Source organism: Pseudenterobacter timonensis, from assembly GCF_900021175.1.
Taxonomy (GTDB): domain Bacteria; phylum Pseudomonadota; class Gammaproteobacteria; order Enterobacterales; family Enterobacteriaceae; genus Enterobacter; species Enterobacter timonensis.
Genome location: NZ_FCOP01000010.1, coordinates 655,841 through 677,574, shown reverse-complemented (window position 1 = coordinate 677,574; position 21,734 = coordinate 655,841). Strand labels below are relative to the sequence as shown.

At 59.5% G+C, this 21,734-nt stretch carries 21 protein-coding genes; 10 read left to right on the top strand and 11 right to left on the bottom strand.

Annotated features, from left to right (window positions below; translation table 11 throughout):
- Positions 1 to 89 precede the first annotated feature (89 nt).
- From hycE to hycA, 5 genes are all read right to left on the bottom strand, one after another.
- Positions 90 to 1,799, bottom strand: a complete 1,710-nt coding sequence (gene hycE, locus BN3796_RS05640) for a formate hydrogenlyase subunit HycE (protein WP_061707398.1) — start codon at positions 1,797 to 1,799, stop codon at positions 90 to 92.
- A 15-nt stretch (positions 1,800 to 1,814) separates the two neighbouring features.
- Positions 1,815 to 2,738, bottom strand: a complete 924-nt coding sequence (locus BN3796_RS05635; protein ID WP_061707397.1) for a respiratory chain complex I subunit 1 family protein — start codon at positions 2,736 to 2,738, stop codon at positions 1,815 to 1,817.
- 1 nt (position 2,739) lies between these two features.
- Positions 2,740 to 4,554, bottom strand: coding sequence for a formate hydrogenlyase subunit 3 (gene hycC, locus BN3796_RS05630; protein ID WP_061707396.1), 1,815 nt, complete (start codon positions 4,552 to 4,554; stop codon positions 2,740 to 2,742).
- Entirely contained in the window at positions 4,551 to 5,159 is a 609-nt protein-coding gene (locus BN3796_RS05625; protein ID WP_061707395.1) for a 4Fe-4S dicluster domain-containing protein, read from the bottom strand. Before BN3796_RS05625 ends, hycC begins: the two co-directional genes overlap by 4 nt.
- A 67-nt stretch (positions 5,160 to 5,226) precedes the next feature.
- Positions 5,227 to 5,682 (bottom strand): formate hydrogenlyase regulator HycA, encoded by a 456-nt coding sequence (gene hycA, locus BN3796_RS05620; RefSeq protein ID WP_061707394.1) that lies wholly within the window; start codon positions 5,680 to 5,682, stop codon positions 5,227 to 5,229.
- A 209-nt stretch (positions 5,683 to 5,891) separates the two neighbouring features.
- Between hycA and hypA the strand changes: the two genes are divergently transcribed.
- Genes hypA through flhA form a run of 6 tightly spaced genes read left to right on the top strand, consistent with a single transcriptional unit; the run spans position 5,892 to position 11,619 of the window.
- Positions 5,892 to 6,251, top strand: coding sequence for a hydrogenase maturation nickel metallochaperone HypA (gene hypA, locus BN3796_RS05615; protein WP_061707393.1), 360 nt, complete (start codon positions 5,892 to 5,894; stop codon positions 6,249 to 6,251).
- Entirely contained in the window at positions 6,244 to 7,107 is an 864-nt protein-coding gene (hypB, locus tag BN3796_RS05610) for a hydrogenase nickel incorporation protein HypB (protein ID WP_061707392.1), read from the top strand. Before hypA ends, hypB begins: the two co-directional genes overlap by 8 nt.
- Positions 7,098 to 7,358 carry a HypC/HybG/HupF family hydrogenase formation chaperone gene (locus BN3796_RS05605; protein WP_061707391.1) on the top strand — a complete coding sequence of 87 codons (261 nt, stop codon included), beginning with the start codon at positions 7,098 to 7,100 and terminating at the stop codon, positions 7,356 to 7,358. The genes hypB and BN3796_RS05605 overlap by 10 nt, the downstream gene beginning before the upstream one ends.
- Entirely contained in the window at positions 7,359 to 8,480 is a 1,122-nt protein-coding gene (gene hypD, locus BN3796_RS05600; RefSeq protein WP_061707390.1) for a hydrogenase formation protein HypD, read from the top strand.
- Positions 8,477 to 9,487 (top strand): hydrogenase expression/formation protein HypE, encoded by a 1,011-nt coding sequence (gene hypE / locus BN3796_RS05595; RefSeq protein WP_061707389.1) that lies wholly within the window; start codon positions 8,477 to 8,479, stop codon positions 9,485 to 9,487. Before hypD ends, hypE begins: the two co-directional genes overlap by 4 nt.
- A gap of 56 nt (positions 9,488 to 9,543) precedes the next feature.
- Entirely contained in the window at positions 9,544 to 11,619 is a 2,076-nt protein-coding gene (gene flhA, locus BN3796_RS05590) for a formate hydrogenlyase transcriptional activator FlhA (protein ID WP_061707388.1), read from the top strand.
- 39 nt (positions 11,620 to 11,658) lie between these two features.
- Here the strand turns inward: flhA and BN3796_RS05585 are convergent, their stop codons facing one another.
- Positions 11,659 to 12,003 carry a nitrous oxide-stimulated promoter family protein gene (locus tag BN3796_RS05585; protein ID WP_061707387.1) on the bottom strand — a complete coding sequence of 115 codons (345 nt, stop codon included), beginning with the start codon at positions 12,001 to 12,003 and terminating at the stop codon, positions 11,659 to 11,661.
- 182 nt (positions 12,004 to 12,185) lie between these two features.
- On the opposite strand from BN3796_RS05585, the gene BN3796_RS05580 reads away from it, so the two are divergent.
- From BN3796_RS05580 to BN3796_RS05570, 3 genes are all read left to right on the top strand, one after another.
- On the top strand, positions 12,186 to 12,416 hold the full coding sequence (locus BN3796_RS05580) for a SymE family type I addiction module toxin (RefSeq protein ID WP_061707386.1): 231 nt from the start codon (positions 12,186 to 12,188) through the stop codon (positions 12,414 to 12,416).
- Positions 12,417 to 12,529: 113 nt separating this feature from the next.
- Positions 12,530 to 15,091 carry a DNA mismatch repair protein MutS gene (gene mutS / locus BN3796_RS05575; RefSeq protein ID WP_061707385.1) on the top strand — a complete coding sequence of 854 codons (2,562 nt, stop codon included), beginning with the start codon at positions 12,530 to 12,532 and terminating at the stop codon, positions 15,089 to 15,091.
- Positions 15,092 to 15,332: 241 nt separating this feature from the next.
- Positions 15,333 to 16,319 carry an IS110 family transposase gene (locus tag BN3796_RS05570; protein WP_061707384.1) on the top strand — a complete coding sequence of 329 codons (987 nt, stop codon included), beginning with the start codon at positions 15,333 to 15,335 and terminating at the stop codon, positions 16,317 to 16,319.
- 274 nt (positions 16,320 to 16,593) lie between these two features.
- Here the strand turns inward: BN3796_RS05570 and BN3796_RS05565 are convergent, their stop codons facing one another.
- The 3 genes from BN3796_RS05565 to BN3796_RS05555 are packed head-to-tail and all read right to left on the bottom strand — an operon-like array spanning position 16,594 to position 18,860.
- Positions 16,594 to 16,830 carry a non-oxidative hydroxyarylic acid decarboxylases subunit D gene (locus tag BN3796_RS05565; RefSeq protein ID WP_061707383.1) on the bottom strand — a complete coding sequence of 79 codons (237 nt, stop codon included), beginning with the start codon at positions 16,828 to 16,830 and terminating at the stop codon, positions 16,594 to 16,596.
- Between the two features lie 10 nt (positions 16,831 to 16,840).
- Positions 16,841 to 18,268 carry a non-oxidative hydroxyarylic acid decarboxylases subunit C gene (locus tag BN3796_RS05560; RefSeq protein WP_061707382.1) on the bottom strand — a complete coding sequence of 476 codons (1,428 nt, stop codon included), beginning with the start codon at positions 18,266 to 18,268 and terminating at the stop codon, positions 16,841 to 16,843.
- Complete coding sequence (locus BN3796_RS05555) at positions 18,258 to 18,860, bottom strand: non-oxidative hydroxyarylic acid decarboxylases subunit B (protein ID WP_061707381.1); 603 nt, start codon at positions 18,858 to 18,860, stop codon at positions 18,258 to 18,260. The genes BN3796_RS05560 and BN3796_RS05555 overlap by 11 nt, the downstream gene beginning before the upstream one ends.
- Before the next feature lie 172 nt (positions 18,861 to 19,032).
- On the opposite strand from BN3796_RS05555, the gene BN3796_RS05550 reads away from it, so the two are divergent.
- A complete protein-coding gene (locus BN3796_RS05550) occupies positions 19,033 to 19,437 on the top strand; it encodes a MarR family winged helix-turn-helix transcriptional regulator (RefSeq protein ID WP_061707380.1) in 405 nt (134 codons plus the stop codon).
- Between the two features lie 60 nt (positions 19,438 to 19,497).
- Here the strand turns inward: BN3796_RS05550 and rpoS are convergent, their stop codons facing one another.
- Together rpoS and nlpD are read right to left on the bottom strand one after the other, a co-directional pair.
- Positions 19,498 to 20,490 carry an RNA polymerase sigma factor RpoS gene (gene rpoS / locus BN3796_RS05545; protein WP_061707379.1) on the bottom strand — a complete coding sequence of 331 codons (993 nt, stop codon included), beginning with the start codon at positions 20,488 to 20,490 and terminating at the stop codon, positions 19,498 to 19,500.
- A 60-nt stretch (positions 20,491 to 20,550) separates the two neighbouring features.
- Positions 20,551 to 21,669, bottom strand: a complete 1,119-nt coding sequence (gene nlpD / locus BN3796_RS05540) for a murein hydrolase activator NlpD (protein WP_061707378.1) — start codon at positions 21,667 to 21,669, stop codon at positions 20,551 to 20,553.
- Positions 21,670 to 21,734: the final 65 nt, after the last annotated feature.

Genomic DNA, 21,734 nt, shown 5'->3' with positions numbered 1-21,734 from the left:
TCCATTCGTCCCCTCACCCCGGCCCTCTCCCCAAAGGGGAGAGGGTGAACATCCCCTTTGGGGAGAGGGTCAGGGTGAAACGATCTCAATTACTTCAGCGGCGAGTTCTTGCGCTCTATGCTGTAGCGCTCCAGCTCTTTGTACGGCACCACCTGGCTCTTTTTCTTACGCACGTCCACCACCGTCATGCGGTCGGTGCAGGAGTAGCAGGGGTCGAGGCTGCCGATGATCAGCGGCGCGTCAGAGACGGTGTTACCGCGTAGCATGTAGCGCAGGGTTGGCCAGTTGGCGTAGGTCGCCGCACGGCAACGCCAGCGGTAGAGCTTCTGGTTGTCGCCGGTCATGCTCCAGTGGATATCATCCCCGCGCGGCGCTTCGGCAAAGCCGAGGGCAAAACGGCCAGGAATGTAGGTAAAGCCTTCCACCATCAGCGGACCGCCCGGCAGGTTGTCCAGACCGAAGTCGATCATATTGAGCGCGGTGAATACCTCGTTGATGCGTACCTTCAGGCGAGAGATAACGTCGCAGCCCTGCTCGCTGTGTACCTCCATCGGCAGCAGGCCATAACCAACGAACGGGTGATCGGCGCGGGTGTCGCGGGCGTGGCCGCTGGCGCGCACCATCGGGCCGACGTTGCTGAAGTCGCGGGCAATCTCCGGATCGAGACGGCCGATCCCGACGGTGCGCTGCTCGATGTTCGGCGTGCTGAGCAGCATATCCACCAGCTCCTGAACGTCGCGGCGCATCTGCTGGGCCAGCTGGCGGGTCTGGATCATGTCATCTTTCAGCAGGTCGCGGCGGATCCCGCCGATCAGGTTCAGGCCATAGGTTTTACGCGCCCCGGTGAGGATTTCAGCCATCTTCATGGAAGCCTCACGCACGCGGAAGAACTGCATAAACCCGGAGTCAAAGCCGACAAAGTGGCAGGCCAGCCCCAGGTTGAGCAGGTGCGAGTGCAGACGCTCCACCTCCAGCAGAATGGCGCGGATCATCTGCGCGCGCTCAGGCACTACTATCCCCATGCCGTTCTCCACCGAAGTGGTGTAGGCGGTGCTGTGGGCAAAGCCGCAGATGCCGCAGACGCGATCGGAGAGGAAGGTGACTTCGTTGTAGCCCATGCGGGTCTCCGCCAGCTTCTCCATGCCGCGGTGCACGTAGAAGAGGCGGTAATCGGCGTCGATAATGTTTTCACCGTCAACGAAGAGGCGGAAGTGGCCCGGCTCGTCAGAGGTGACGTGCAGCGGGCCGATCGGCACTACGTTGTTCTTCTTGCTGCCGAGTTCGTTAATGAACTCGTAGGTTTCGCTGTCGGTGGTCGGCGCCGGGCGCTGACGGTAGTCCATGCTGTCTTTACGCAGCGGATAGAGTTCATCCGGCCAGTCGTCCGGCAGCACCAGACGACGCTCGTCCGGCAGGCCGACCGGTACCAGGCCGTACATATCGCGCACCTCGCGCTCGCCCCAGACGGCGGCAGGCACGCGCGGCGTCACGGAGGGGTATTCCGGTTTATTCGGATCGACCTCCACACGCACGGTGATCCAGCACTTCACCCCCTTCTCCATCGACATCACGTAGTAGACCGCGTAATTGCCGCAGAGCTGGCGCTCGTCGTTACCAAACAGTACCGACAGCCAGCCGCCCTGTTTGTAATAGAGGAACTCCACCACTTCCGGCAGATAGTTTACTTTTACCGTAATGGTGATCTGGTCTTTGGTCTGCCAGCCTTCGTCCAGCACCACGCCCGGAAAGGCCTGGTGCAGTGCGGCGAGATAGTGTTGACCCGTTTTTTCTTCAGACATAAAAACTCTCTTAAATCACGCCACCAGCAAGGAGACGAACGCTAAAAATGCAAAGCCAAAACCGGCCCAGGTAATACGCGAAGTGGCGGCGAAACGCAGACGCGCCATGCTGTTTTCAAACAGGGCGATTATCAGCACGCCCGCCACCAGCTTGACGATAGCCACGACCACGGCCAGCAGCAGCCCGCCGACGGAGAAGTGGGTCATCTGCCCCCAGGGGAAGAAAACGCCGACAAACATCTGCAGCACCACCAGTTGTTTAAGGCTGATACCCCACTTCAGCACCGCAAAACCGCAGCCGCTGTACTCGGTGAGCGGCCCCTCCTGTAATTCCTGCTCAGCTTCCGCCAGATCGAAGGGCAGCTTGCCCATCTCGATAAAGGTGGCGAACGCGCAGGCGCAGAGCGCCAGCAGCAGCGGAATGGAGCGGGCAACCGGCCAGTGATAAACGGTGTCGGTGATAAAACTGATATGGGTCGAACCGGCCACCTGCGCCGCGACCCACAGTCCCAGCAGCAGAATCGGCTCGACCAGTACGCCCAGCATCGCCTCGCGGCTGGCGCCGATACCGGTAAAGGGACTCCCGGTATCCAGCCCGGCAATCGCAAAGAAAAAGCGTGCGACGGCGAAGAGGTAGATAAGGGTGATGAGATCGCCGAGCGCCGGCAGCGGCGAGGCCACCGTCACCACCGGCAGCGCGGTGGCGATGGTCAGCATGACGCTCACCATCACAAACGGCGTCAGGCGAAAGACCCAGCCTGCGGCGTCCGGCGCCACGCTCTGACGGCCCAGCAGCTTTATCAGATCGCGGTACTCCTGCAGTACGCCAGGCCCGCGACGGTTATGCATGCGGGCGCGCGCCACGCGCGTGATGCCCGACAGCAGCGGCGCAACGGCAAACAGCACCAGCGCCTGAACAATAGCCAGTAACAGATTCATCTCAGGCTCCTCGTGAAATCACAATGACCACCAGCACCGCCAGCTCGATCAGCGCCAGACGACGGAACAGCACCGGGGCGGCGACGTTCTGCCAGCCGGGCACCCGGCCCACCGGGTTGAGCCACTGGCGCAGCCGGAGCACAAAGGCGAAGTTCTCTTTTACCGGCATGGCAAAGCCGTGGGCGGTGACCACCATCGACTGCTCATGTTCATACCCGCAGGCCCACGCCGCGCCGCGCGAACGCGACATCAGGCGATCGCCTTTGAAGAAGATGGTCAGCAGGAACGGCAGCAGCAGCGCGGCAATCAGCAGAATGGCGATTGTCGGCTGAGAGACGGTGGTGTGCGCCGTCACCAGCGGCAGCGGAACGACCCGCGCCAGCAGCGGCAGCAGCCAGGGGGCAGCCACCCCGCCCGCGATGCAGCAGAGCGCCAGCAGCACGACGCTCGCGGTCATCAGCACAGGCGCAGGGCTGGCCTGCTCCGCCTCCCGGGTACGCGGCGCGCCCAGGAAGGTAACGCCGTAGACTTTCGCCATACACATCACCGCCAGCGCGCCGGTTACCGCCAGCCCGACCGCCAGCAGCGGCCCCAGCAGACGCCCGACGAAGGCGCCGCTCTGCCCAAAGGCGAAGAAGGACTGATAGATGACCCACTCGCCGGCAAAGCCGTTCAGCGGCGGCAGGGCCGCCATCGCCATCAGCCCCACCAGCATGGCAAGGGAGATAAGCGGCATCTTTTTGCCGATACCGCCCAGTTTTTCGATATCGCGGTGGCCGGTACGGAACCAGACGCTGCCCGCGCCGAGAAAGAGGGTGCTTTTGAAGAGGCTGTGGTTCAGCAGATGATAGAGCCCGCCGATAAACCCGGCGGCAATCAGCGCCGAATTATGCAGCGCCAGGCCGCAAACCCCGGCCCCCAGCCCCAGCAGGATAATGCCGATGTTCTCCAGCGTGTGGTAAGCCAGCAGGCGCTGAATGTTATGCTCCATCAGCGCATAGAGCCCCCCGACAAAGGCGGTGACCATCCCGGCCAGCAGCAGGATCACGCCCCACCAGAGCGGCGGCTCGCCGGTGGCAAGGGTCAGGATCATGATGCCGAACAGCCCGACCTTCATCACCACGGTGGAGAAGAGCGCCGCGGCGGGCGCAGAGGCGCTGGCATGCGCCTGCGGCACCCAGCCGTGCAGCGGGATGATCCCCGCCAGCAGGCCAAAGCCCACCACGCCCAGCAGCCAGATATCACTACCCAGCGGCTGCCCGCCGAGGCGATAGAGATCCAGCGTGCCGAAGCGCTGCCACGTCAGCCAGCAGGCGAGCGCCAGCAGCAGCGTGCCAAGACGTCCCAGCGCAAACCAGAGCTTGCCGGACTGGCTGCAGCCGGTGAGAAAGACGCCGCTGAGCGCCATGATCTCCGCCATCACCACCAGCGTGCCCATGTTGCTGGCGGTCACCGCGCAGACAGCGGCGGCGAGCAGGAGATTAACCAGCAGGCCGTTGGGCTTTGTCCGGGCATGGCGATGCCAGTCGATATTGAAGAGGCTAATAAACAGCCCGCAGAGGCCGAAGGTAATAAGCCAGATGGCGTTAAACGGCGTCAGGAAGAGGTGATGACCAATCCACGGCATCACCGCCTCCTGCCCCTGGCCGCTGAGCAGCACCGTTGCGCCCGCCAGCAGCGTCAGCACGCTGGCCGCCGCCCCGCCAAGGCCGGCGATCCAGCCGCTGAGCGTTTTCTGAAAGGCGAAAATCAGCGCCAGCACGGCGGTGGCGGCAAAGCAGGCCACCGCGTCGTTAATCAAAGCGACAGCGTTCATTTCATCTCCTCCTGCTGTGCCTGAAACAGCGTCAGATCGCCATAATCGGTATTAATAGTCAGCTCGCGCTTGCGTCTGCTGGTGCGGGCGATATCGCGGATATCGACCAGAATCAGCGCCTTCGTCGGGCAGGTGCGCACGCAGGCGGGACCCTGTTCGTCAAAGTGGCAGAGATCGCACTTCACCGCGACGCCGCGCACGCCGGGCACCCAGTCCAGCAGCGAGCTGACGCGTGCCGGTGCGGGCGGCGCCGGTGGCGCTTTTGGCGTATTGGCATTGGCCGGAACATGCAGCGGACGGCTGCCAGAAAATTCAATCGCGCCGAACGGACAGGCGATAGCGCAGAGCTTGCAGCTGACGCAGAGGCTTTCGTTGAGCTGTACCGCGCCGTCAACGCGGGTAATCGCATTGACAGGGCAGACCGCCGCGCAGGGCGCATCTTCACAGTGGTGGCAGAGCTGCGGGGCAGACTCTTTTTCATTACGCATGACGCGCAGGCGCGGCATCGACTGTAGCCCGTGCTGGCGGTGTGTCTCCGAGCACGCGGCCTCACAGGTGCGACAGCCAATGCAGACCGTCGAATCAGCAATTACAAAACGGTTCACCAGGTATCCTTGGTAGATAGTCATTTTTGACGAAAATGTGACGTTTCGACATTTTCGTCACGCCAAATCAGGCGAGACGCGGCTCGCTTACCAGTTGATTCAGATTGATCGGCAAATCCTGCGCAATCGCTGAATAGAGGCCGTTATAGACCGGCGAAATTTTTTCCAGATAGTGCTCCAGCACCTGCTGGCGATCGCGGTTGCTGATATGCCCGTCAATCATGCCGTCAGCCATTAAACGCGCCTGCGAGATAAGCTGTCTGGCCCCCTCTTTCGTTTCGACGTAATACTCAATGGTGTGGCTGTTAAAGCCGTCGGCCAGAGTGACAAAGATCCTGAAGTGACCAAACAGCACAAAGCAGAGATCTTCCTCGGCGGCGCAGCTCATGGCGTGGTGCAGACGCGCCTTAGAAAGGGTGATGCCTTGTACCAGCGAGTTGCAATAGAGGTGCCACTGCTCCTGAAGCTGATGATGGCGCTGCGCAATATAGTCAGCTTTTTCGCTAATTTCCCAAATCGTCATCGTTACTATCCGGTTAATGAAGATGCCCCTCTTAAGCAGTTTCCGTGCCAGTTTTTATTTCATTGATAATAAAAGCTTTTATTAAAAACAGAGGGCCGAATGTCCACGGTTCGACGTGTCATTTCGTCAGCGTCGTCATCGACACCCGCCGCTTTCAATGAAAATGGCACTGTTATTGCATAAGGGGGGCCGAACATTAAGGAGGCGTCATGCACGAAATTACCCTCTGTCAGCGCGCGCTGGAGCTTATCGAACAGCAGGCGCGGCAGCACAACGCCACGCGCGTGACCGGCGTCTGGCTTAAGGTCGGCGCTTTTTCCTGCGTCGAAACCAGCGCTCTGACCTTCTGTTTTGAACTGGTGTGTCGCGACACGCTGGCGGAAGGCTGCGCGCTGCATATAGAAGAACAACAGGCGGAGTGCTGGTGCGAGGCGTGCCAGCAGTACGTCACGCTGCTCTCATCAAAAGTGCGCAGCTGTCCACAGTGCCACAGCACCGGCCTTCGCATCGTCGCGGACGACGGTTTACAAATTCAGCGCCTCGAACTGGAAGGAGTGAGTCATGTGTAGTACCTGCGGTTGCGCCGAAGGCAACCTCTATATCGAAGGGGACGAACGCCGCCCCCATTCCGCGTTTCGCTCGGCGCCCTTTGCGCCCGCCCCGCGCAAGGCGGCGGCGTTAACCGGGCTCGCCTTCTCCCCGACGCGTACGGCAGAAGGCGACCTGCATTACGGCCATGGCGCGGCGGGCACCCATGCGCCGGGTATGAGCCAGCGCACCATGCTGGAGGTGGAGATTAACGTGCTGGATAAAAACAACCAGCTCGCCGCGCAAAACCGCGCCCGCTTTGCCGCCCGTCAGCAGCTGGTGCTGAATCTGGTTTCCAGCCCCGGCTCCGGCAAAACCACCCTGTTGACCGAAACGCTGAAAAGGCTGGCGGGTAGCGTCTCCTGCGCAGTGATCGAAGGGGATCAGCAGACGGTGAACGACGCGGCGCGCATCCGCGAAACCGGCACGCCCGCCATACAGGTCAACACCGGTAAAGGATGCCACCTGGACGCCATGATGATTGCCGAAGCCGCGCCGCGCCTGCCGCTGGCGGATAACGGCATTCTCTTTATTGAAAACGTCGGCAACCTGGTCTGCCCCGCCAGCTTCGACCTGGGCGAGCGTCACAAGGTGGCGGTTCTCTCGGTGACCGAAGGGGAGGACAAGCCGCTGAAATACCCGCATATGTTTGCCGCCGCCTCGCTGATGCTGCTCAATAAAGTGGATCTGCTGCCCTACCTCAATTTTGACGTGGAGAAGTGTCTGGCTTACGCCCGGGAGGTCAACCCGGAGATTCAAATCATGCTGGTCTCCGCCACGCGTGGCGACGGTATGGCGGAGTGGCTGGCATGGCTGGAGAGTGAACGATGTGCATAGGCGTACCCGGTCAAATCCAGGCCATTGACGGCACGCTGGCGAAGGTCGAGGTGTGCGGCGTCCTGCGCGATGTCGATCTGACGTTAGTGGGCAGCGACGCCTCCATGCTGGGAAAGTGGGTGCTGGTCCACGTCGGTTTTGCCATGAGCATCATCAACGAGGAGGAGGCGCGCGACACCCTGGAGGCGCTGCAAAATATGTTTGAAGTGGAGCCGGATGTCGGCGCCCTGCTCTATGGCGAGGAGCGGTAGATGCGTTACGTGGATGAATATCGGGCGCCGGAGCAGGTGATGCAGCTTATCGCCCATCTGAAGGCGCGCGCGCAGAAGCTCAGCTATACCGCCACCCGGCCGCTGCGCATTATGGAGGTCTGTGGCGGCCATACCCACGCCATCTTTAAGTTCGGCCTCGATCAGCTGCTGCCGCCCAACGTGGAGTTTATCCACGGCCCCGGCTGCCCGGTCTGCGTCCTGCCGATGGGGCGCATCGACAGCTGCATTGAGATTGCCAGCCGGCCAGGGGTGATCTTCTGCACCTTTGGCGACGCGATGCGCGTACCGGGCAAAAATGGCTCGTTGCTACAGGCCCGCGCACGCGGGGCGGACGTGCGCATCGTCTATTCCCCGGTGGACGCGCTTCGGCTGGCGCAGGCGAACCCCGACCGGGAGGTGGTCTTTTTTGGCCTCGGCTTTGAAACCACCATGCCCGCAACCGCCATCACGCTGAAGCAGGCGAAGGCGCTTAACCTGCGTAATTTTTTCTTTTTCTGCCAGCACATCACGCTGATCCCCACCCTGCGCAGCCTGCTGGAGGAGGCGGATAACGGCATTGACGCTTTTCTGGCGCCCGGGCATGTCAGCATGGTCATTGGCACCGAAGCCTACGGATTCATCGCAAAAGACTTTTCCCGGCCATTAGTGGTGGCTGGATTCGAACCGCTTGATCTACTGCAAGGCGTAAGCATGCTGGTTGAGCAGAAAATAGCGGGCCGCAGCGTGGTGGAGAACCAGTATCGCCGCGTGGTACCGGATGCGGGCAACCCGCTCGCCCGGGAGGCGATGGCCGAGGTGTTTTGCGTTCAGGGCGAGAGCGAATGGCGCGGCCTGGGCCTAATCGCCGAGTCTGGCGTACACCTGACGCCGGCGTATGCGGCCTTTGACGCCGAAGCGCATTTCCGTCCCCGGCCTCAGCGCACCTGCGACGATCCGCGCGCCCGCTGCGGTGAGGTGTTAACCGGTAAATGCAAACCTCATCACTGCCCGTTATTTGGCAAAACCTGTAACCCGCAGACCGCTTTTGGCGCGCTGATGGTCTCCTCCGAGGGGGCCTGCGCCGCGTGGTATCAATATCGTAAACAGGAACAAGAAGCATGAACAGCGTTGAAATGGCGCACGGCAGCGGCGGGCTGGCGATGCAGCAGCTTATTAACCGGTTGTTTATCAGCGCCTTTGATAACCCCTGGCTGGCGGAGCAGGAGGATCAGGCGCGTATCAGCCTTGAGTCGCTCGCCCTGGGCGGCGACCGGCTGGCCTTCTCCACGGACAGCTACGTCATCGACCCGCTCTTCTTTCCGGGCGGGGATATCGGCAAGCTGGCGGTCTGCGGGACGGCAAACGACGTGGCGGTGAGCGGCGCGGTGCCCCGCTATCTCTCCTGCGGCTTTATCCTGGAAGAGGGACTGCCGCTCCAGACGCTGACCACCCTCGTCAACAGCATGGCACAGACCGCGCGCGAGGCAGGTATCGCTATCGTCACCGGCGACACCAAGGTGGTGCAGCGCGGCGCGGCAGACAAAATATTTATCAATACCGCCGGCATGGGCTCTATCCCCCGCGACGTCCACTGGCGCGCGCAAAGCCTGACGCCGGGGGATGTGCTGCTGGTGAGCGGGACGATCGGCTGCCACGGCGCCACGATCCTTAACCTGCGGGAAGGGCTGGGGCTGGACGGCGAGCTGACAAGCGACTGCGCCATCCTTACTCCGCTCATCCAGACGCTGCGCAATATCCGTGGCGTCAAGGCCCTGCGCGACGCGACCCGCGGCGGCGTGAACGCGGTGGCCCATGAATTTGCTGCCGCCTGCGGTTGCGGTATCGAACTGACCGAGAGCAGCCTGCCCGTTAAGCCTGCGGTTCGCGGCCTTTGCGAGCTGCTGGGCCTCGACCCGCTGAACTTCGCTAATGAGGGCAAGCTGGTGATCGGGGTGGCGCGCCAGGATGCCGAGGCCGCCCTGGCGCAGTTACGATCCCATCCGTTGGGGCGCGATGCCGCCATTATTGGCGAAGTTGTTGAACGTTCAGGGGTACGCCTGAGCGGGCTATATGGCGTTAAACGCACGCTCGATTTACCGCACGCCGAGCCGTTACCCCGAATTTGCTAGAACCGCATCATAATCGGTCAGCTAAGATCTTTTTTTGCCAGTTTTTTGGAAGCGATATGTCGTATACACCGATGAGCGATCTCGGACAGCAGGGTCTGTTTGATATTACGCGCACTCTTTTACAGCAGCCCGACATGGGGGCGCTGAGCGCCGCCCTGACCCAATTGGTCAGGCAGTCGGCGCTTGCGGATAGTGCCGCTATCGTGCTCTGGCACGGAGCGAGCCACCGCGCCAGCTACTTCGCGACCCGAAACAACGAGAAGCCGATTGAATATGAGGATGAAACGGTGCTGGCCCACGGGCCGCTGCGCCGCATTTTGTCCCGCCCCGATGCGCTGCAGTGCAACCACGAGCAGTTCCGCCGGGCCTGGCCGTTGCTTGCTGAAAGCACGCTCTACCCGCCGTTTGCCCACTACTGCCTGCTGCCGCTCGCCGCGGAAGGACGAATTTTCGGCGGCTGCGAGTTTATCCGCAACGCAGATCGGCCCTGGAGCGACGAGGAGTTTGAGCGGCTGCACACCTTTAACCAGATCGTCAGCGTGGTGGCAGAGCAGATCCACAGCCGCGTCTCCAGCAATGTCGATTACGATCTGCTGAGCCGCGAGCGGGATAACTTTCGCATTCTGGTCGCCATCACTAACGCGGTCCTCTCCCGGCTGGATATGGACGAGCTGGTGAGCGAAGTGGCGAAGGAGATCCACCACTACTTCAATATCGATGCGATAAGCCTGGTGCTGCGCGGCTCGCGCAAGGGCAAGCTCACTATCCACTCCACCCACTATCTGGATGATGCCCACCCCGCCCACGAGCAGAGCGAGGTGGATGAAGCTGGCACCCTCTCCGAGCGTGTCTTTAAAAGCAAAGAGATGCTGCTGCTTAACCTGCACGAGCGGGACGAGCTGGCCCCCTATGAACGAATGCTCTTTAAAACCTGGGGCAACCAGATCCAGACGCTCTGCCTGCTGCCGCTGATGTCCGGCAATACCATGCTGGGCGTTCTGAAGCTGGCCCAGTGTGATGAGAAGATCTTTACCACCACCAACCTGAAGCTGCTGCGCCAGATTGCGGAACGCATCGCGATCGCGCTGGATAACGCCCTGGCCTACCAGGAGATCCAGCGCCTGAAGGAGCGGCTGGTGGACGAAAACCTCGCCCTGACGGAGCAGCTCAACAACGTGGACAGCGAGTTCGGCGAAATCATTGGTCGCAGCGACGCCATGTATAGCGTCTTAAAACAGGTTGAGATGGTGGCCCGGAGCGACAGTACGGTGCTGATCCTCGGAGAAACCGGCACCGGTAAAGAGCTGATTGCCCGCGCCATTCACAACCTCAGCAACCGCAACAGCCGCCGGATGGTGAAGATGAACTGCGCCGCCATGCCCGCTGGCCTGCTGGAAAGCGACCTGTTTGGTCATGAGCGCGGCGCATTTACCGGCGCCAGCAGCCAGCGTATCGGCCGTTTTGAGCTGGCGGATAAAAGCTCGCTGTTCCTTGATGAAGTGGGCGATATGCCGCTTGAGCTACAGCCTAAGCTATTGCGCGTACTGCAGGAACAGGAGTTCGAGCGTCTCGGCAGCAACAAGCTTATCCAGACCGACGTCAGGCTGATTGCCGCCACCAACCGCGATCTGAAAAAGATGGTGGCCGACCGCGAGTTTCGCAGCGATCTCTACTATCGCCTGAACGTCTTTCCCATCTGCCTGCCGCCGCTGCGCGAACGCCCGGAGGATATTCCCCTGCTGGTCAAAGCGTTCACCGCTAAAATCGCCCGCCGGATGGGGCGCCAGATCGACAGTATCCCCGCCGAGACGCTGCGCGCGCTGAGCACCATGGAGTGGCCGGGCAACGTGCGCGAGCTGGAGAACGTGGTTGAACGGGCGGTGCTGCTGACGCGCGGCAACGTCCTGCAGCTGTCGCTACCGGAGATCGTCGTGCCGGAAGCGCCCGCCGCCAGCGTGGTTGCGCAGGAAGGGGAAGATGAGTATCAGCTTATCGTCCGGGTGCTGAAAGAGACCAACGGCGTGGTGGCCGGACCAAAAGGCGCCGCCCAGCGGCTGGGGCTTAAACGCACCACGCTGCTGTCGCGCATGAAGCGGCTGGGAATCGATAAAGAGCACCTGGCGGAGATGTAACGTCAGGCCGAGCCTGCCGGGTGTATTTGCGGCAGGCTTCTATTTTTTCGGTCGATATTTTTCCGGCAGTTCCGGTACCGGACGACGACCATCGATCATATGCAGGATAGTCAGAACAGGGTGTCGCCACAGCATGCGCGGCCCCGCCCAGCGCATCACCTGCTTCATCTCTTCGCGCTTCGCAGGCTGGTAGCAATGTATCGGACAGCGCTTGCAGGCGGGTTTCTCCTCGCCAAACGCGCACTTATCCAGCCGTTTATCCGCATAGGCGTTCAGCCTCTGGTAGTGACCCTCCTCGTCCAGCGCCTGCGGACACCGTTTTTCATAGAGATCAATCATCTTGCGGATCGTCTCTTTTTCCCGGGAGATGCGTTTTCCTGCCATGATCTTTTACCGATTTTTAAGATGCATTAATAATACCTTTTTAAACTCCCCATTTCAGCCCGATTTCATTTTTTGCAGTTCATTTTCTGAAGCCAGCTTCCAGTTTTAAATTTGTCCTTGCCCCATATTACTGGCATTTTATACAGTATAAATCGCGACCAGCCTGCTATTACGGAGTCTTTATGTCTGATATCACCATTGTTAAACCGCTGCGCCATCTCAAGGTGGGCTACTACAGAAAGCGTCATGAAGATCGCAAGACCAAAATCCCGACCCGCTACAGCGTTCACGCCGCGCTTAGCCTGAAGGGGGACTGGCTGGAAGAGGCGGGCTTTATCCAAAACTCACGGGTCCAGGTAAACGTGGAGCATGGAAAACTGGTGATTGAACTGATACCGGAACCCGTCTCGTAAAAGCATGACATTTTGCTGCGCCGGGCTATTTTTTCATGCGACAATAGCGAAAATAGAGAACGAACCCATCGCTCTAACGACCTGTTTTCAAAGAAAATGGATAGCATAACTCCATGACCACACTTGATAATTTCGACGCTCACACCCCCATGATGCAGCAGTACCTGAAGCTCAAGGCGCAGCATCCAGACATTTTGCTCTTTTATCGCATGGGGGATTTTTATGAGCTGTTCTATGACGATGCCAGACGGGCGTCGCAGCTGCTCGATATCTCTCTGACCAAACGCGGGGCCTCCGCGGGCGAGCCGATCCCGATGGCGGGCATCCCTTATCATGCGGTGGAAAACTATCTGGCTAAGCTGGTCAACCAGGGCGAGTCGGTCGCGATCTGTGAGCAAATTGGCGATCCGGCCGCCTCCAAAGGACCGGTCGAACGCAAAGTGGTGCGTATCGTCACGCCGGGCACCATCAGCGACGAAGCGCTGCTGCAGGAGCGCCAGGACAACCTGCTGGCGGCCATCTGGCAGGATAGCAAAGGCTTTGGCTACGCCACGCTCGATATCAGCTCCGGCCGTTTTCGCCTGAGCGAACCGGCGGATCGGGAAACCATGGCCGCCGAGCTTCAGCGCACCAATCCGGCAGAACTGCTTTATGCGGAAGATTTTTCCGAGATGGCGCTTATCGAAGGGCGTCGTGGCCTGCGCCGTCGTCCGCTGTGGGAGTTTGAAATCGACACCGCGCGACAGCAGCTCAATATGCAGTTCGGCACGCGGGATCTGACGGGTTTTGGCGTTGAGAACGCCCCGCGCGGCCTCTGCGCCGCCGGCTGCCTGCTGCAGTATGTGAAAGATACCCAGCGCACCTCCCTGCCCCATATTCGTTCCATTACCCTGGATCGCCAGCAGGACAGCATTATTATGGACGCGGCGACGCGCCGTAATCTGGAGATCACCCAGAATCTGGCCGGCGGCGTGGAGAATACCCTGGCCTCGGTGCTGGACAATACCGTCACGCCGATGGGCAGCCGCATGCTCAAGCGCTGGCTGCATATGCCGGTACGCGATACCGCCGTGCTGCTGCGCCGCCAGCAAACCATTGGCGCCCTGCAGGATCGCTTTACCGAGCTGCAGCCGGTGCTGCGTCAGGTGGGCGATCTGGAGCGTATTCTGGCGCGCCTGGCGCTGCGTACCGCCCGTCCGCGCGACCTGGCCCGTATGCGGCACGCCCTGCAACAGCTGCCCGACCTGCGCGCTCAGCTGGCGGAAGTCGATTGCGCACCGGTTCAGGCGCTGCGTGAAACGATAGGCGAATTTGCCGATCTGCGTGAACTGCTTGAAAGCGCCATTATTGACTCGCCGCCGGTGCTGGTGCGCGACGGGGGGGTTATCGCTCCGGGTTATCACGCGGAGCTGGATGAGTGGCGCGCGCTGGCGGATGGCGCCACCGATTACCTTGACCAGCTTGAGATCCGCGAGCGGGAGCGTCTGGGGCTGGATACCCTGAAGGTGGGCTACAACGCGGTGCATGGCTATTACATTCAAATCAGCCGCGGCCAGAGCCACCTGGCGCCGATCCACTACGTCCGCCGTCAGACCCTGAAAAACGCCGAGCGCTACATTATCCCTGAATTAAAAGAGTACGAAGACAAAGTGCTCACCTCGAAAGGGAAAGCGCTGGCGCTGGAGAAACAGCTTTACGAGGAGCTGTTCGATAAGCTGATGCCGCACCTGGCCGACCTGCAGCAGAGCGCCAGCGCACTGGCGGAGCTGGATGTGCTGACGAACCTGGCCGAGCGCGCCGATACGCTCAACTACACCTGTCCGGTCTTTATGGATAAACCGGGTATCCGCATTACCGAAGGCCGCCATCCGGTAGTGGAGCAGGTGCTGAATGAGCCGTTCATCGCTAACCCGCTGAACCTTTCGGCGCAGCGCCGGATGCTGATCATCACCGGCCCGAATATGGGCGGTAAGAGTACCTATATGCGCCAGACGGCGCTTATCGCCCTGCTTGCCTGGATCGGCAGCTACGTCCCGGCGCAGAAGGTGGAGATTGGCCCGATTGACCGCATCTTTACCCGTGTGGGCGCGGCGGACGATCTGGCGAGCGGCCGCTCTACCTTTATGGTGGAGATGACCGAGACGGCCAACATTTTGCATAACGCCACGGAACATAGTCTGGTGCTGATGGACGAAATTGGCCGCGGCACCTCCACCTATGACGGACTGTCGCTGGCCTGGGCCTGCGCGGAAAATCTGGCGAATAAAATTAAATCGCTGACGCTCTTCGCGACCCACTATTTCGAGCTGACCCAGCTACCGGAAAAAATGGAAGGCGTGGCAAACGTCCATCTTGACGCCCTGGAGCATGGCGACACGATTGCCTTTATGCACTCGGTACAGGATGGCGCAGCGAGCAAAAGCTACGGTCTGGCCGTTGCCGCGCTGGCGGGCGTACCGAAAGAGGTAGTAAAACGTGCGCGACAGAAGCTGCGCGAGCTGGAAAGCCTGTCGCCGAACGCGGCCGCCACGCAGGTGGATGGTACGCAGATGTCGCTGCTGGCGCCTGCGGAGGAGACCTCTCCTGCCGTGGAAGCGCTGGAAAATCTCGACCCTGACTCGTTAACGCCGCGCCAGGCGCTGGAGTGGATTTATCGGCTGAAGAGCCTGGTATAGATCTCTACGGTCTGTGTTGCCGGGTGGCGGTTTCGCCTTACCCGGCCTTGTATTATCCTCCCGTACAGAAAGAACCGGCCAGTTCTTTCTGTCAGGCAGTCCACATGCCGTACCCGGCCTTAGGCCACGAGCCTGTGTTGTAGATCCCTGCAGTGGACTGCCCCTTCTCCACAAGTGACAAACCGGACAGTATCATGGACCGGTTTTCCCGGTAATCCGCATTCACAAGGTTGGTTTCACTATGGAACAGCAACTTCATTTTATTGGTATCGATGTCTCCAAAGCTAAGCTGGATGTCGATGTGTTGCGACCTGATGGCCGTCACCGCAGCAAAAAATTTGCCAACACACCCGGAGGCCACGAGGCGCTGCTCAGCTGGCTACGCAGCCATAATGTGGCTCCGGCACATGTCTGCATGGAAGCGACCAGCACCTGTATGGAAGATGCTGCGGCATCCCTCAGTGATGCCGGTTTCATCGTATCCATCATCAACCCGGCTCTGGGTAAAGCCTTTGCGCAGAGCGAAGGTCTGCGCAGTAAAACCGATGCCGTGGATGCCCGTATGCTGGCAGAGTTCTGCCGGCAGAAGCGTCCGGCAGCCTGGGAGGCACCGCATCCGGTGGAACGCGCGTTGCGGGCGCTGGTGCTGCGGCATCAGTCCCTGACGGACATGCACACGCAGGAACTGAACCGCCGTGAGACGGCGCGGGAGGTGCAGATGCCGAGCATTGATGCGCACCTTCTGTGGCTGGAAGCGGAACTGAAGCGGCTGGAGAAACAGATAAAGGACCTGACGGATGACGATCCGGACCTGAAGCACCGGCGAAAACTGCTGGACAGCATACCGGGTATCGGTGAAAAGACGTCGGCGGTGCTGCTGGCGTATGTGGGGCTGAAGGACAGGTTCGGGCAGGCGCGGCAGTTCGCGGCGTTCGCAGGGCTGACACCGCGGCAGCATGAATCCGGAAGCAGCGTAAACAGGGCAGGCAGGATGAGCAAGGCCGGACATGTCTCGCTTCGCAGGGCGCTGTATATGCCCGCGATGGTGGCGCTGTACAAAACGGAGTGGGGAAAAGGGTTCAGGGCGCGTCTGGAAAAGAACGGTAAGGGAGCGAAGCTGATAATCGGAGCGATGATGCGTAAGCTGGCGCAGGTGGCGTATGGCGTCCTGAAATCAGGACGCCCGTTCGATGCCACGTTGCATCAGGAAAATGCTTGCGTGGCATAACAGTATCTACAAACTATCGGTTGAAAAGTCTGGTATAAGGCGGTTAAGGCATCAGACCCGGCAGCCCCTCACCCCGGCCCTCTCCCCAAAGGGGAGAGGGGAAAAAACGTAACGTGCTCAATTAGTTACCTCTCCCCTTTGGGAAGGGGAAAAACGTACCGTGCTCAATCAGTTCCCTCTCCCCACTGGGGAAGGGGCAAAACGTACCGCGCTCGATCAGTTCCCTCTCCCCACTGGGGAGAGGGCCAGGGTGAGGGGCCCCTATCCCCCGCTCTCAGCGCTTATCTTCCGCCAGCAGCGGCGGAATAGTCGGCACCTGCGGCGCCTCGTCGATATCTTTCTGCGTCATGCGAAACGCTTCGGGGTAATGCTCGCGGCTGGTACGGCGCAGCGGCTCGGTGTCGCGCCAGGTATAAAGACAATGCTGGCACTGATAGACGGTCCAGACACCTTTTACCGGGGAAGTGGCCATAACCTCAATGTGCTCATCGGCACAGCGTGGACAAATCATCTTTTTCTCCTTATTGACGTGCGGCCAGCATAGCGGTCAGTTTTTCAGCCCAGGCTTTGGTTTCAGGCAGATCCTGCACCGGCTGGCTGTAGTGCCCACGCTTATCCGGCGCAACGGGCGTGGTGGCGTCGATAATCAGCTTGTCGGTGATCCCCGCCGGGCTTGAGCCGGGATCCAGCTCCAGGACCGACATGTTCGGCAGCTGCACCAGATCCCCCGCCGGGTTGACCTTCGAGGAGAGCGCCCACATCACCTGCGGCAGGTTAAAGGGATCGACATCCTCATCCACCATAATCACCATCTTCACATAGCCCAGGCCATGCGGGGTGGTCATCGCCCGCAGCCCTACCGCGCGGGCAAAACCGCCGTAACGTTTTTTGGTGGAGATAATCGCCAGCAGGCCGTGCGTGTACATGGCGTTCACCGCCTGCACTTCCGGGAACTCCGCCTTCAGCTGCTGATAGAGCGGTACGCAGGTGGCCGGCCCCATCAGATAATCAATCTCTGTCCACGGCATGCCCAGATAGAGCGACTCGAAAATCGGTTTCGTGCGATAAGAGACCTTGTCGATGCGCACGACCGTCATGTTACGACCGCCGGAGTAGTGGCCGGTAAACTCACCAAACGGCCCTTCGATTTCACGCTTACGGCTCTCGATCACCCCTTCGAGGATCACTTCAGAGCCCCACGGTACGTCAAACCCGGTCAGCGGCGCGGTGGCGATCGGGTATGGGCTTTCGCGCAGCGCCCCCGCCATCTCATATTCAGACTGATCGTATTTCAGCGGCGTTGCCCCCATCAGGGTGATAATGGGATCGTTGCCCAGGGTAATGGCGATCGGCAGATCTTCGCCGCGCTCCTCCGCCTTATGCAGATGCAGGGCGATGTCGTGCATCGGTACCGGCTGAAGGCCGAGCTTACGCTTCCCCTTTACCTCCATGCGGTAAATGCCCACGTTCTGCTTGCCGAAGTTGTCGGGATCGAGCGGATCGCGGGAGACCACGCACGCTTTGTCGAGATAAAAACCGCCATCGCCATCGTTGAGGCGAAACAGCGGCAGAATATCGAACAGGTTAATTTCATCGCCATCGACGCTGTTTTCTGCCCAGGCCGGATTAGCGCGGCGTTCCGGCGCGACGGGGAACTTATCCCAGCGGCGAATAAACTCATCGATCTGCTTTTTGACCGGGGTGTTGGGGGCCAGCCCCAGGGAGATGGCATGGTTTTGCCAGGAGCCTATGGTGTTCATGACGACGCGGGCATCGGTAAAGCCGCGAATGTTATCGAACCAGAGCGCGGGCGCGCCATCGCCAATGCGTCCGGTCGCGTTGGCCGCCGCCGCCAGATCCGGCTCGGCGTTAACCTCTTCCTCAATTCTCAGCAGCTGCCCTTGCTCATCGAGCGCCTGCAGAAAGCTTCTCAAATCATCAAATGCCATCTTCAGTCTCCTGTGAAAAATTCTTTGCCGCCTGCAGACCGCTCCAGCGCCGCGCTTTTTTATGCTCCAGACCGAACTGGTCGAGCACGCGGGTGACGATATGTTGGGCAATGTCGTCAGCCGTTTGCGGATGGTTGTACCAGGCAGGCATCGGCGGCACCATCGCCACCCCCATCCGGGAAAGGGCCAACATATTTTCCAGATGAATAGTGCTGAGCGGCGTTTCGCGCGGGACCAGCACTAGCTTGCGCCCCTCTTTCAGCACCACGTCCGCGGCTCGCCCCACCAGCCCATCGGCGTAGCCTGCGCGGATCCCCGCCAGAGTTTTCATGCTGCAGGGGATGATGATCATGCCGTCGGTATGAAAAGAGCCGGAGGAGATAGAGGCCGCCTGATCGGCCGGACTGTGGACCACATCCGCCAGCCCGGCGACATCTTTCGCCGTATAAGGCGTTTCCAGTTCAATGGTCGTTTTTGCCCATTTCGACATCACCAGATGAGTCTCCACCTCCGGCATATCACGTAGCGCCTGCAGCAGCGCCACGCCTAACGGCGCGCCGGTTGCTCCCGTCATTCCAACAATCAATCGCATTCATCACCTCAATAATTTGTTCGTGTACGAACATTTTAAATTACACTACGCCGGAAACGGAAATCTGACAAGGTCGTTCGTACACGATCACACGATTCGCTAAAAACGGGCGCGTTAATATTCCAGCCAGAAGAGGCTATGATAAGGAGCTGCACCTTATTCAGGAGAGTTCATGGAACTGAGACAAGAAGCGTTTCACCTGCTGCGCCAGCTTTTTCAACAGCATACCGCGCGCTGGCAGCACGCGTTGCCGGAACTCACGAAACCGCAGTATGCGGTGCTGCGGGCTATCGCTGAGCATCCCGGCATTGAGCAGGTGGCGTTAACGGAGGCGGCGGTCAGCACCAAGGCCACCCTAGCAGAGATGCTGAGCCGAATGGAAATGCGCGGGCTGGTGAAGCGCGAGCACGACAGGGCGGATAAACGCCGCCGCTTTGTCTTTTTAACCGATGAGGGAAAAGCGCTGCTGGCAGGCTGTCAGCCGGTGGGCAACGGCGTGGATGAGGCCTTTTTAGGACGTTTAAGCGACGCGGAGCGCAGGCAGTTCACGGAACTGGTACGCAAGATGATGGAATAGCGGGAAAACGCGCAAAGAAAAGGCCAGTCTGTCGACTGGCCTTTTTTGACTAACGGTGGCTTACTCGCGGAACAGCGCTTCGATATTCAGCCCCTGACCCTGCAGGATTTCACGCAGGCGACGCAGACCTTCAACCTGAATCTGGCGAACGCGCTCGCGGGTGAGACCGATTTCGCGACCCACATCTTCCAGCGTGGCAGCTTCATAACCCAGCAGACCGAAACGACGCGCCAGTACTTCACGCTGTTTGGCGTTCAGTTCGAACAGCCATTTGACGATGCTCTGCTTCATGTCATCGTCCTGCGTGGTATCTTCCGGGCCGTTATCTTTTTCATCGGCCAGGATATCCAGCAGCGCTTTTTCGGAATCACCGCCCAGCGGGGTATCAACCGAGGTGATGCGCTCGTTCAGACGCAGCATACGGCTGACGTCATCGACCGGTTTATCCAGCTGCTCGGCAATCTCTTCCGCGCTTGGCTCGTGGTCCAGCTTATGGGACAACTCGCGCGCGGTACGCAGATAGACGTTCAGCTCTTTCACGATATGAATCGGCAGACGAATGGTGCGAGTCTGGTTCATGATCGCACGTTCGATAGTCTGACGAATCCACCATGTCGCGTAGGTTGAGAAGCGGAACCCGCGTTCCGGGTCAAATTTCTCAACCGCGCGGATAAGACCTAAGTTACCTTCTTCAATCAGGTCGAGCAGCGCCAGACCACGATTGCTGTAACGACGGGCAATTTTCACCACCAGACGCAGGTTACTTTCGATCATACGACGGCGTGAGGCAACATCTCCACGCAGTGCGCGACGGGCGAAATAAACTTCTTCTTCCGCTGTTAACAGGGGAGAGTATCCGATCTCTCCCAGGTAGAGCTGCGTTGCGTCCAGCACCCGCTGTGTGGCCCCCTGCGATAACAGCTCTTCTTCAGCTAACTCGTTATCACTGGGTTCCTCTTCACTCAAGGCTTTTTCATCAAAAGCCTCTACTCCGTTCTCATCAAATTCCGCGTCTTCATTTAAATCATGAACTTTCAGCGTATTCTGACTCATAAAGGTGGCTCCTACCCGTGATCCCTGAGCGAAACAGACCTTACGGTAAGCTTCGCCGAATTATCGCTGCGGTAAATATTGCAGCGGGTTGACGGATTTCCCCTTGTAACGAATTTCAAAATGCAAGCGTGTAGAACTGGTTCCGGTGCTACCCATGGTAGCGATTTTCTGCCCCGCCTTAACTTCTTGTTGTTCCCGGACCAGCATTGTGTCGTTATGGGCGTAGGCACTCAGGTAATCATCGTTGTGTTTAATGATGATTAAATTACCGTAACCGCGCAGGGCGTTACCGGCATATACCACGCGTCCATCAGCGGTCGCGACGATAGGCTGGCCTTTGCTGCCTGCGATATCGATCCCTTTATTTCCCCCCTCAGAGGAAGAGAAGTTCTCGATAACCTTGCCATCAGTTGGCCAGCGCCAGGTTGAAATCGGCGAGCTGGACGAAACGCTGCTGGCAGTCGGTGCAGTAGAGCTAACTGCTGGAGCCGTAACAGGCGCTGTAACCACAGTTGCAGGCTTGTTGTTAGGCAACATCTTGTTAGCACTTTGTTCACCTGAGTCCTCAGAATACGTAATTGTTGGTTGTGAAGCAACAACCGCGGTTGAATTTTGTGCAGGTTTTACGCTGTTATTTTGCGCGGTTACGTCTGTCGCCGAGACGGTATTGCCTGGCGTGAGCGGTTTACCCGTTGCGTTACCAACCTGCAACGTCTGGCCGACATTCAGGGCGTACGGGGCCTGAACGTTGTTTCGCTGGGCTAAATCACGGAAATCGTTCCCGGTGATCCAGGCGATATAAAACAAGGTATCGCCACGTTTGACGGTATAGGTACTGCCGCCGGTATAGCTACCTTTCGGAATGTTCCCATACTTACGGTTGTACACTATGTGGCCATTTTCCATTTGCACAGGCTGTTCAACTGGCTGAACCTGAGTTGGCTGCGTAACAGGCGGCTGAACAGGCTGGATAACAGGAGTTTGCTGCACAGGCGTTCCCATTTGGGAGGGTGGCGTAATCAGCATTCCGCTGGAAGTGCTGCCCGCACCGCTGCTGCCGTCGACGGAGCTGACTGGCGCCGGTGGGTTACTGGAGCTTGAACAGCCTGCCAGCCAGAGTGAAACCATTGTTAATGCCGCAACACGGCTGATGGTGAATTTAGGGCTTCCCGCGCTCATTTATCCCCCAGGAATGTGTTAACTACCAGTGACTTAAAAAAACCGTTGTGGCACACGCCATGTGC

Excerpts from the sequence above, each read along its gene's own strand:
- hycE (WP_061707398.1), bottom strand. The coding sequence starts at position 1,799 with ATGTCTGAAGAAAAAACGGGTCAACACTATCTCGCCGCACTGCACCAG.
- BN3796_RS05635 (WP_061707397.1), bottom strand. The coding sequence starts at position 2,738 with ATGAATCTGTTACTGGCTATTGTTCAGGCGCTGGTGCTGTTTGCCGTT.
- hycC (WP_061707396.1), bottom strand. The coding sequence starts at position 4,554 with ATGAACGCTGTCGCTTTGATTAACGACGCGGTGGCCTGCTTTGCCGCC.
- hycA (WP_061707394.1), bottom strand. The coding sequence starts at position 5,682 with ATGACGATTTGGGAAATTAGCGAAAAAGCTGACTATATTGCGCAGCGC.
- hypA (WP_061707393.1), top strand. The coding sequence starts at position 5,892 with ATGCACGAAATTACCCTCTGTCAGCGCGCGCTGGAGCTTATCGAACAG.
- hypB (WP_061707392.1), top strand. The coding sequence starts at position 6,244 with ATGTGTAGTACCTGCGGTTGCGCCGAAGGCAACCTCTATATCGAAGGG.
- BN3796_RS05605 (WP_061707391.1), top strand. The coding sequence starts at position 7,098 with ATGTGCATAGGCGTACCCGGTCAAATCCAGGCCATTGACGGCACGCTG.
- hypD (WP_061707390.1), top strand. The coding sequence starts at position 7,359 with ATGCGTTACGTGGATGAATATCGGGCGCCGGAGCAGGTGATGCAGCTT.
- hypE (WP_061707389.1), top strand. The coding sequence starts at position 8,477 with ATGAACAGCGTTGAAATGGCGCACGGCAGCGGCGGGCTGGCGATGCAG.
- flhA (WP_061707388.1), top strand. The coding sequence starts at position 9,544 with ATGTCGTATACACCGATGAGCGATCTCGGACAGCAGGGTCTGTTTGAT.
- BN3796_RS05585 (WP_061707387.1), bottom strand. The coding sequence starts at position 12,003 with ATGGCAGGAAAACGCATCTCCCGGGAAAAAGAGACGATCCGCAAGATG.
- BN3796_RS05580 (WP_061707386.1), top strand. The coding sequence starts at position 12,186 with ATGTCTGATATCACCATTGTTAAACCGCTGCGCCATCTCAAGGTGGGC.
- mutS (WP_061707385.1), top strand. The coding sequence starts at position 12,530 with ATGACCACACTTGATAATTTCGACGCTCACACCCCCATGATGCAGCAG.
- BN3796_RS05570 (WP_061707384.1), top strand. The coding sequence starts at position 15,333 with ATGGAACAGCAACTTCATTTTATTGGTATCGATGTCTCCAAAGCTAAG.
- BN3796_RS05565 (WP_061707383.1), bottom strand. The coding sequence starts at position 16,830 with ATGATTTGTCCACGCTGTGCCGATGAGCACATTGAGGTTATGGCCACT.
- BN3796_RS05560 (WP_061707382.1), bottom strand. The coding sequence starts at position 18,268 with ATGGCATTTGATGATTTGAGAAGCTTTCTGCAGGCGCTCGATGAGCAA.
- BN3796_RS05555 (WP_061707381.1), bottom strand. The coding sequence starts at position 18,860 with ATGCGATTGATTGTTGGAATGACGGGAGCAACCGGCGCGCCGTTAGGC.
- BN3796_RS05550 (WP_061707380.1), top strand. The coding sequence starts at position 19,033 with ATGGAACTGAGACAAGAAGCGTTTCACCTGCTGCGCCAGCTTTTTCAA.
- rpoS (WP_061707379.1), bottom strand. The coding sequence starts at position 20,490 with ATGAGTCAGAATACGCTGAAAGTTCATGATTTAAATGAAGACGCGGAA.
- nlpD (WP_061707378.1), bottom strand. The coding sequence starts at position 21,669 with ATGAGCGCGGGAAGCCCTAAATTCACCATCAGCCGTGTTGCGGCATTA.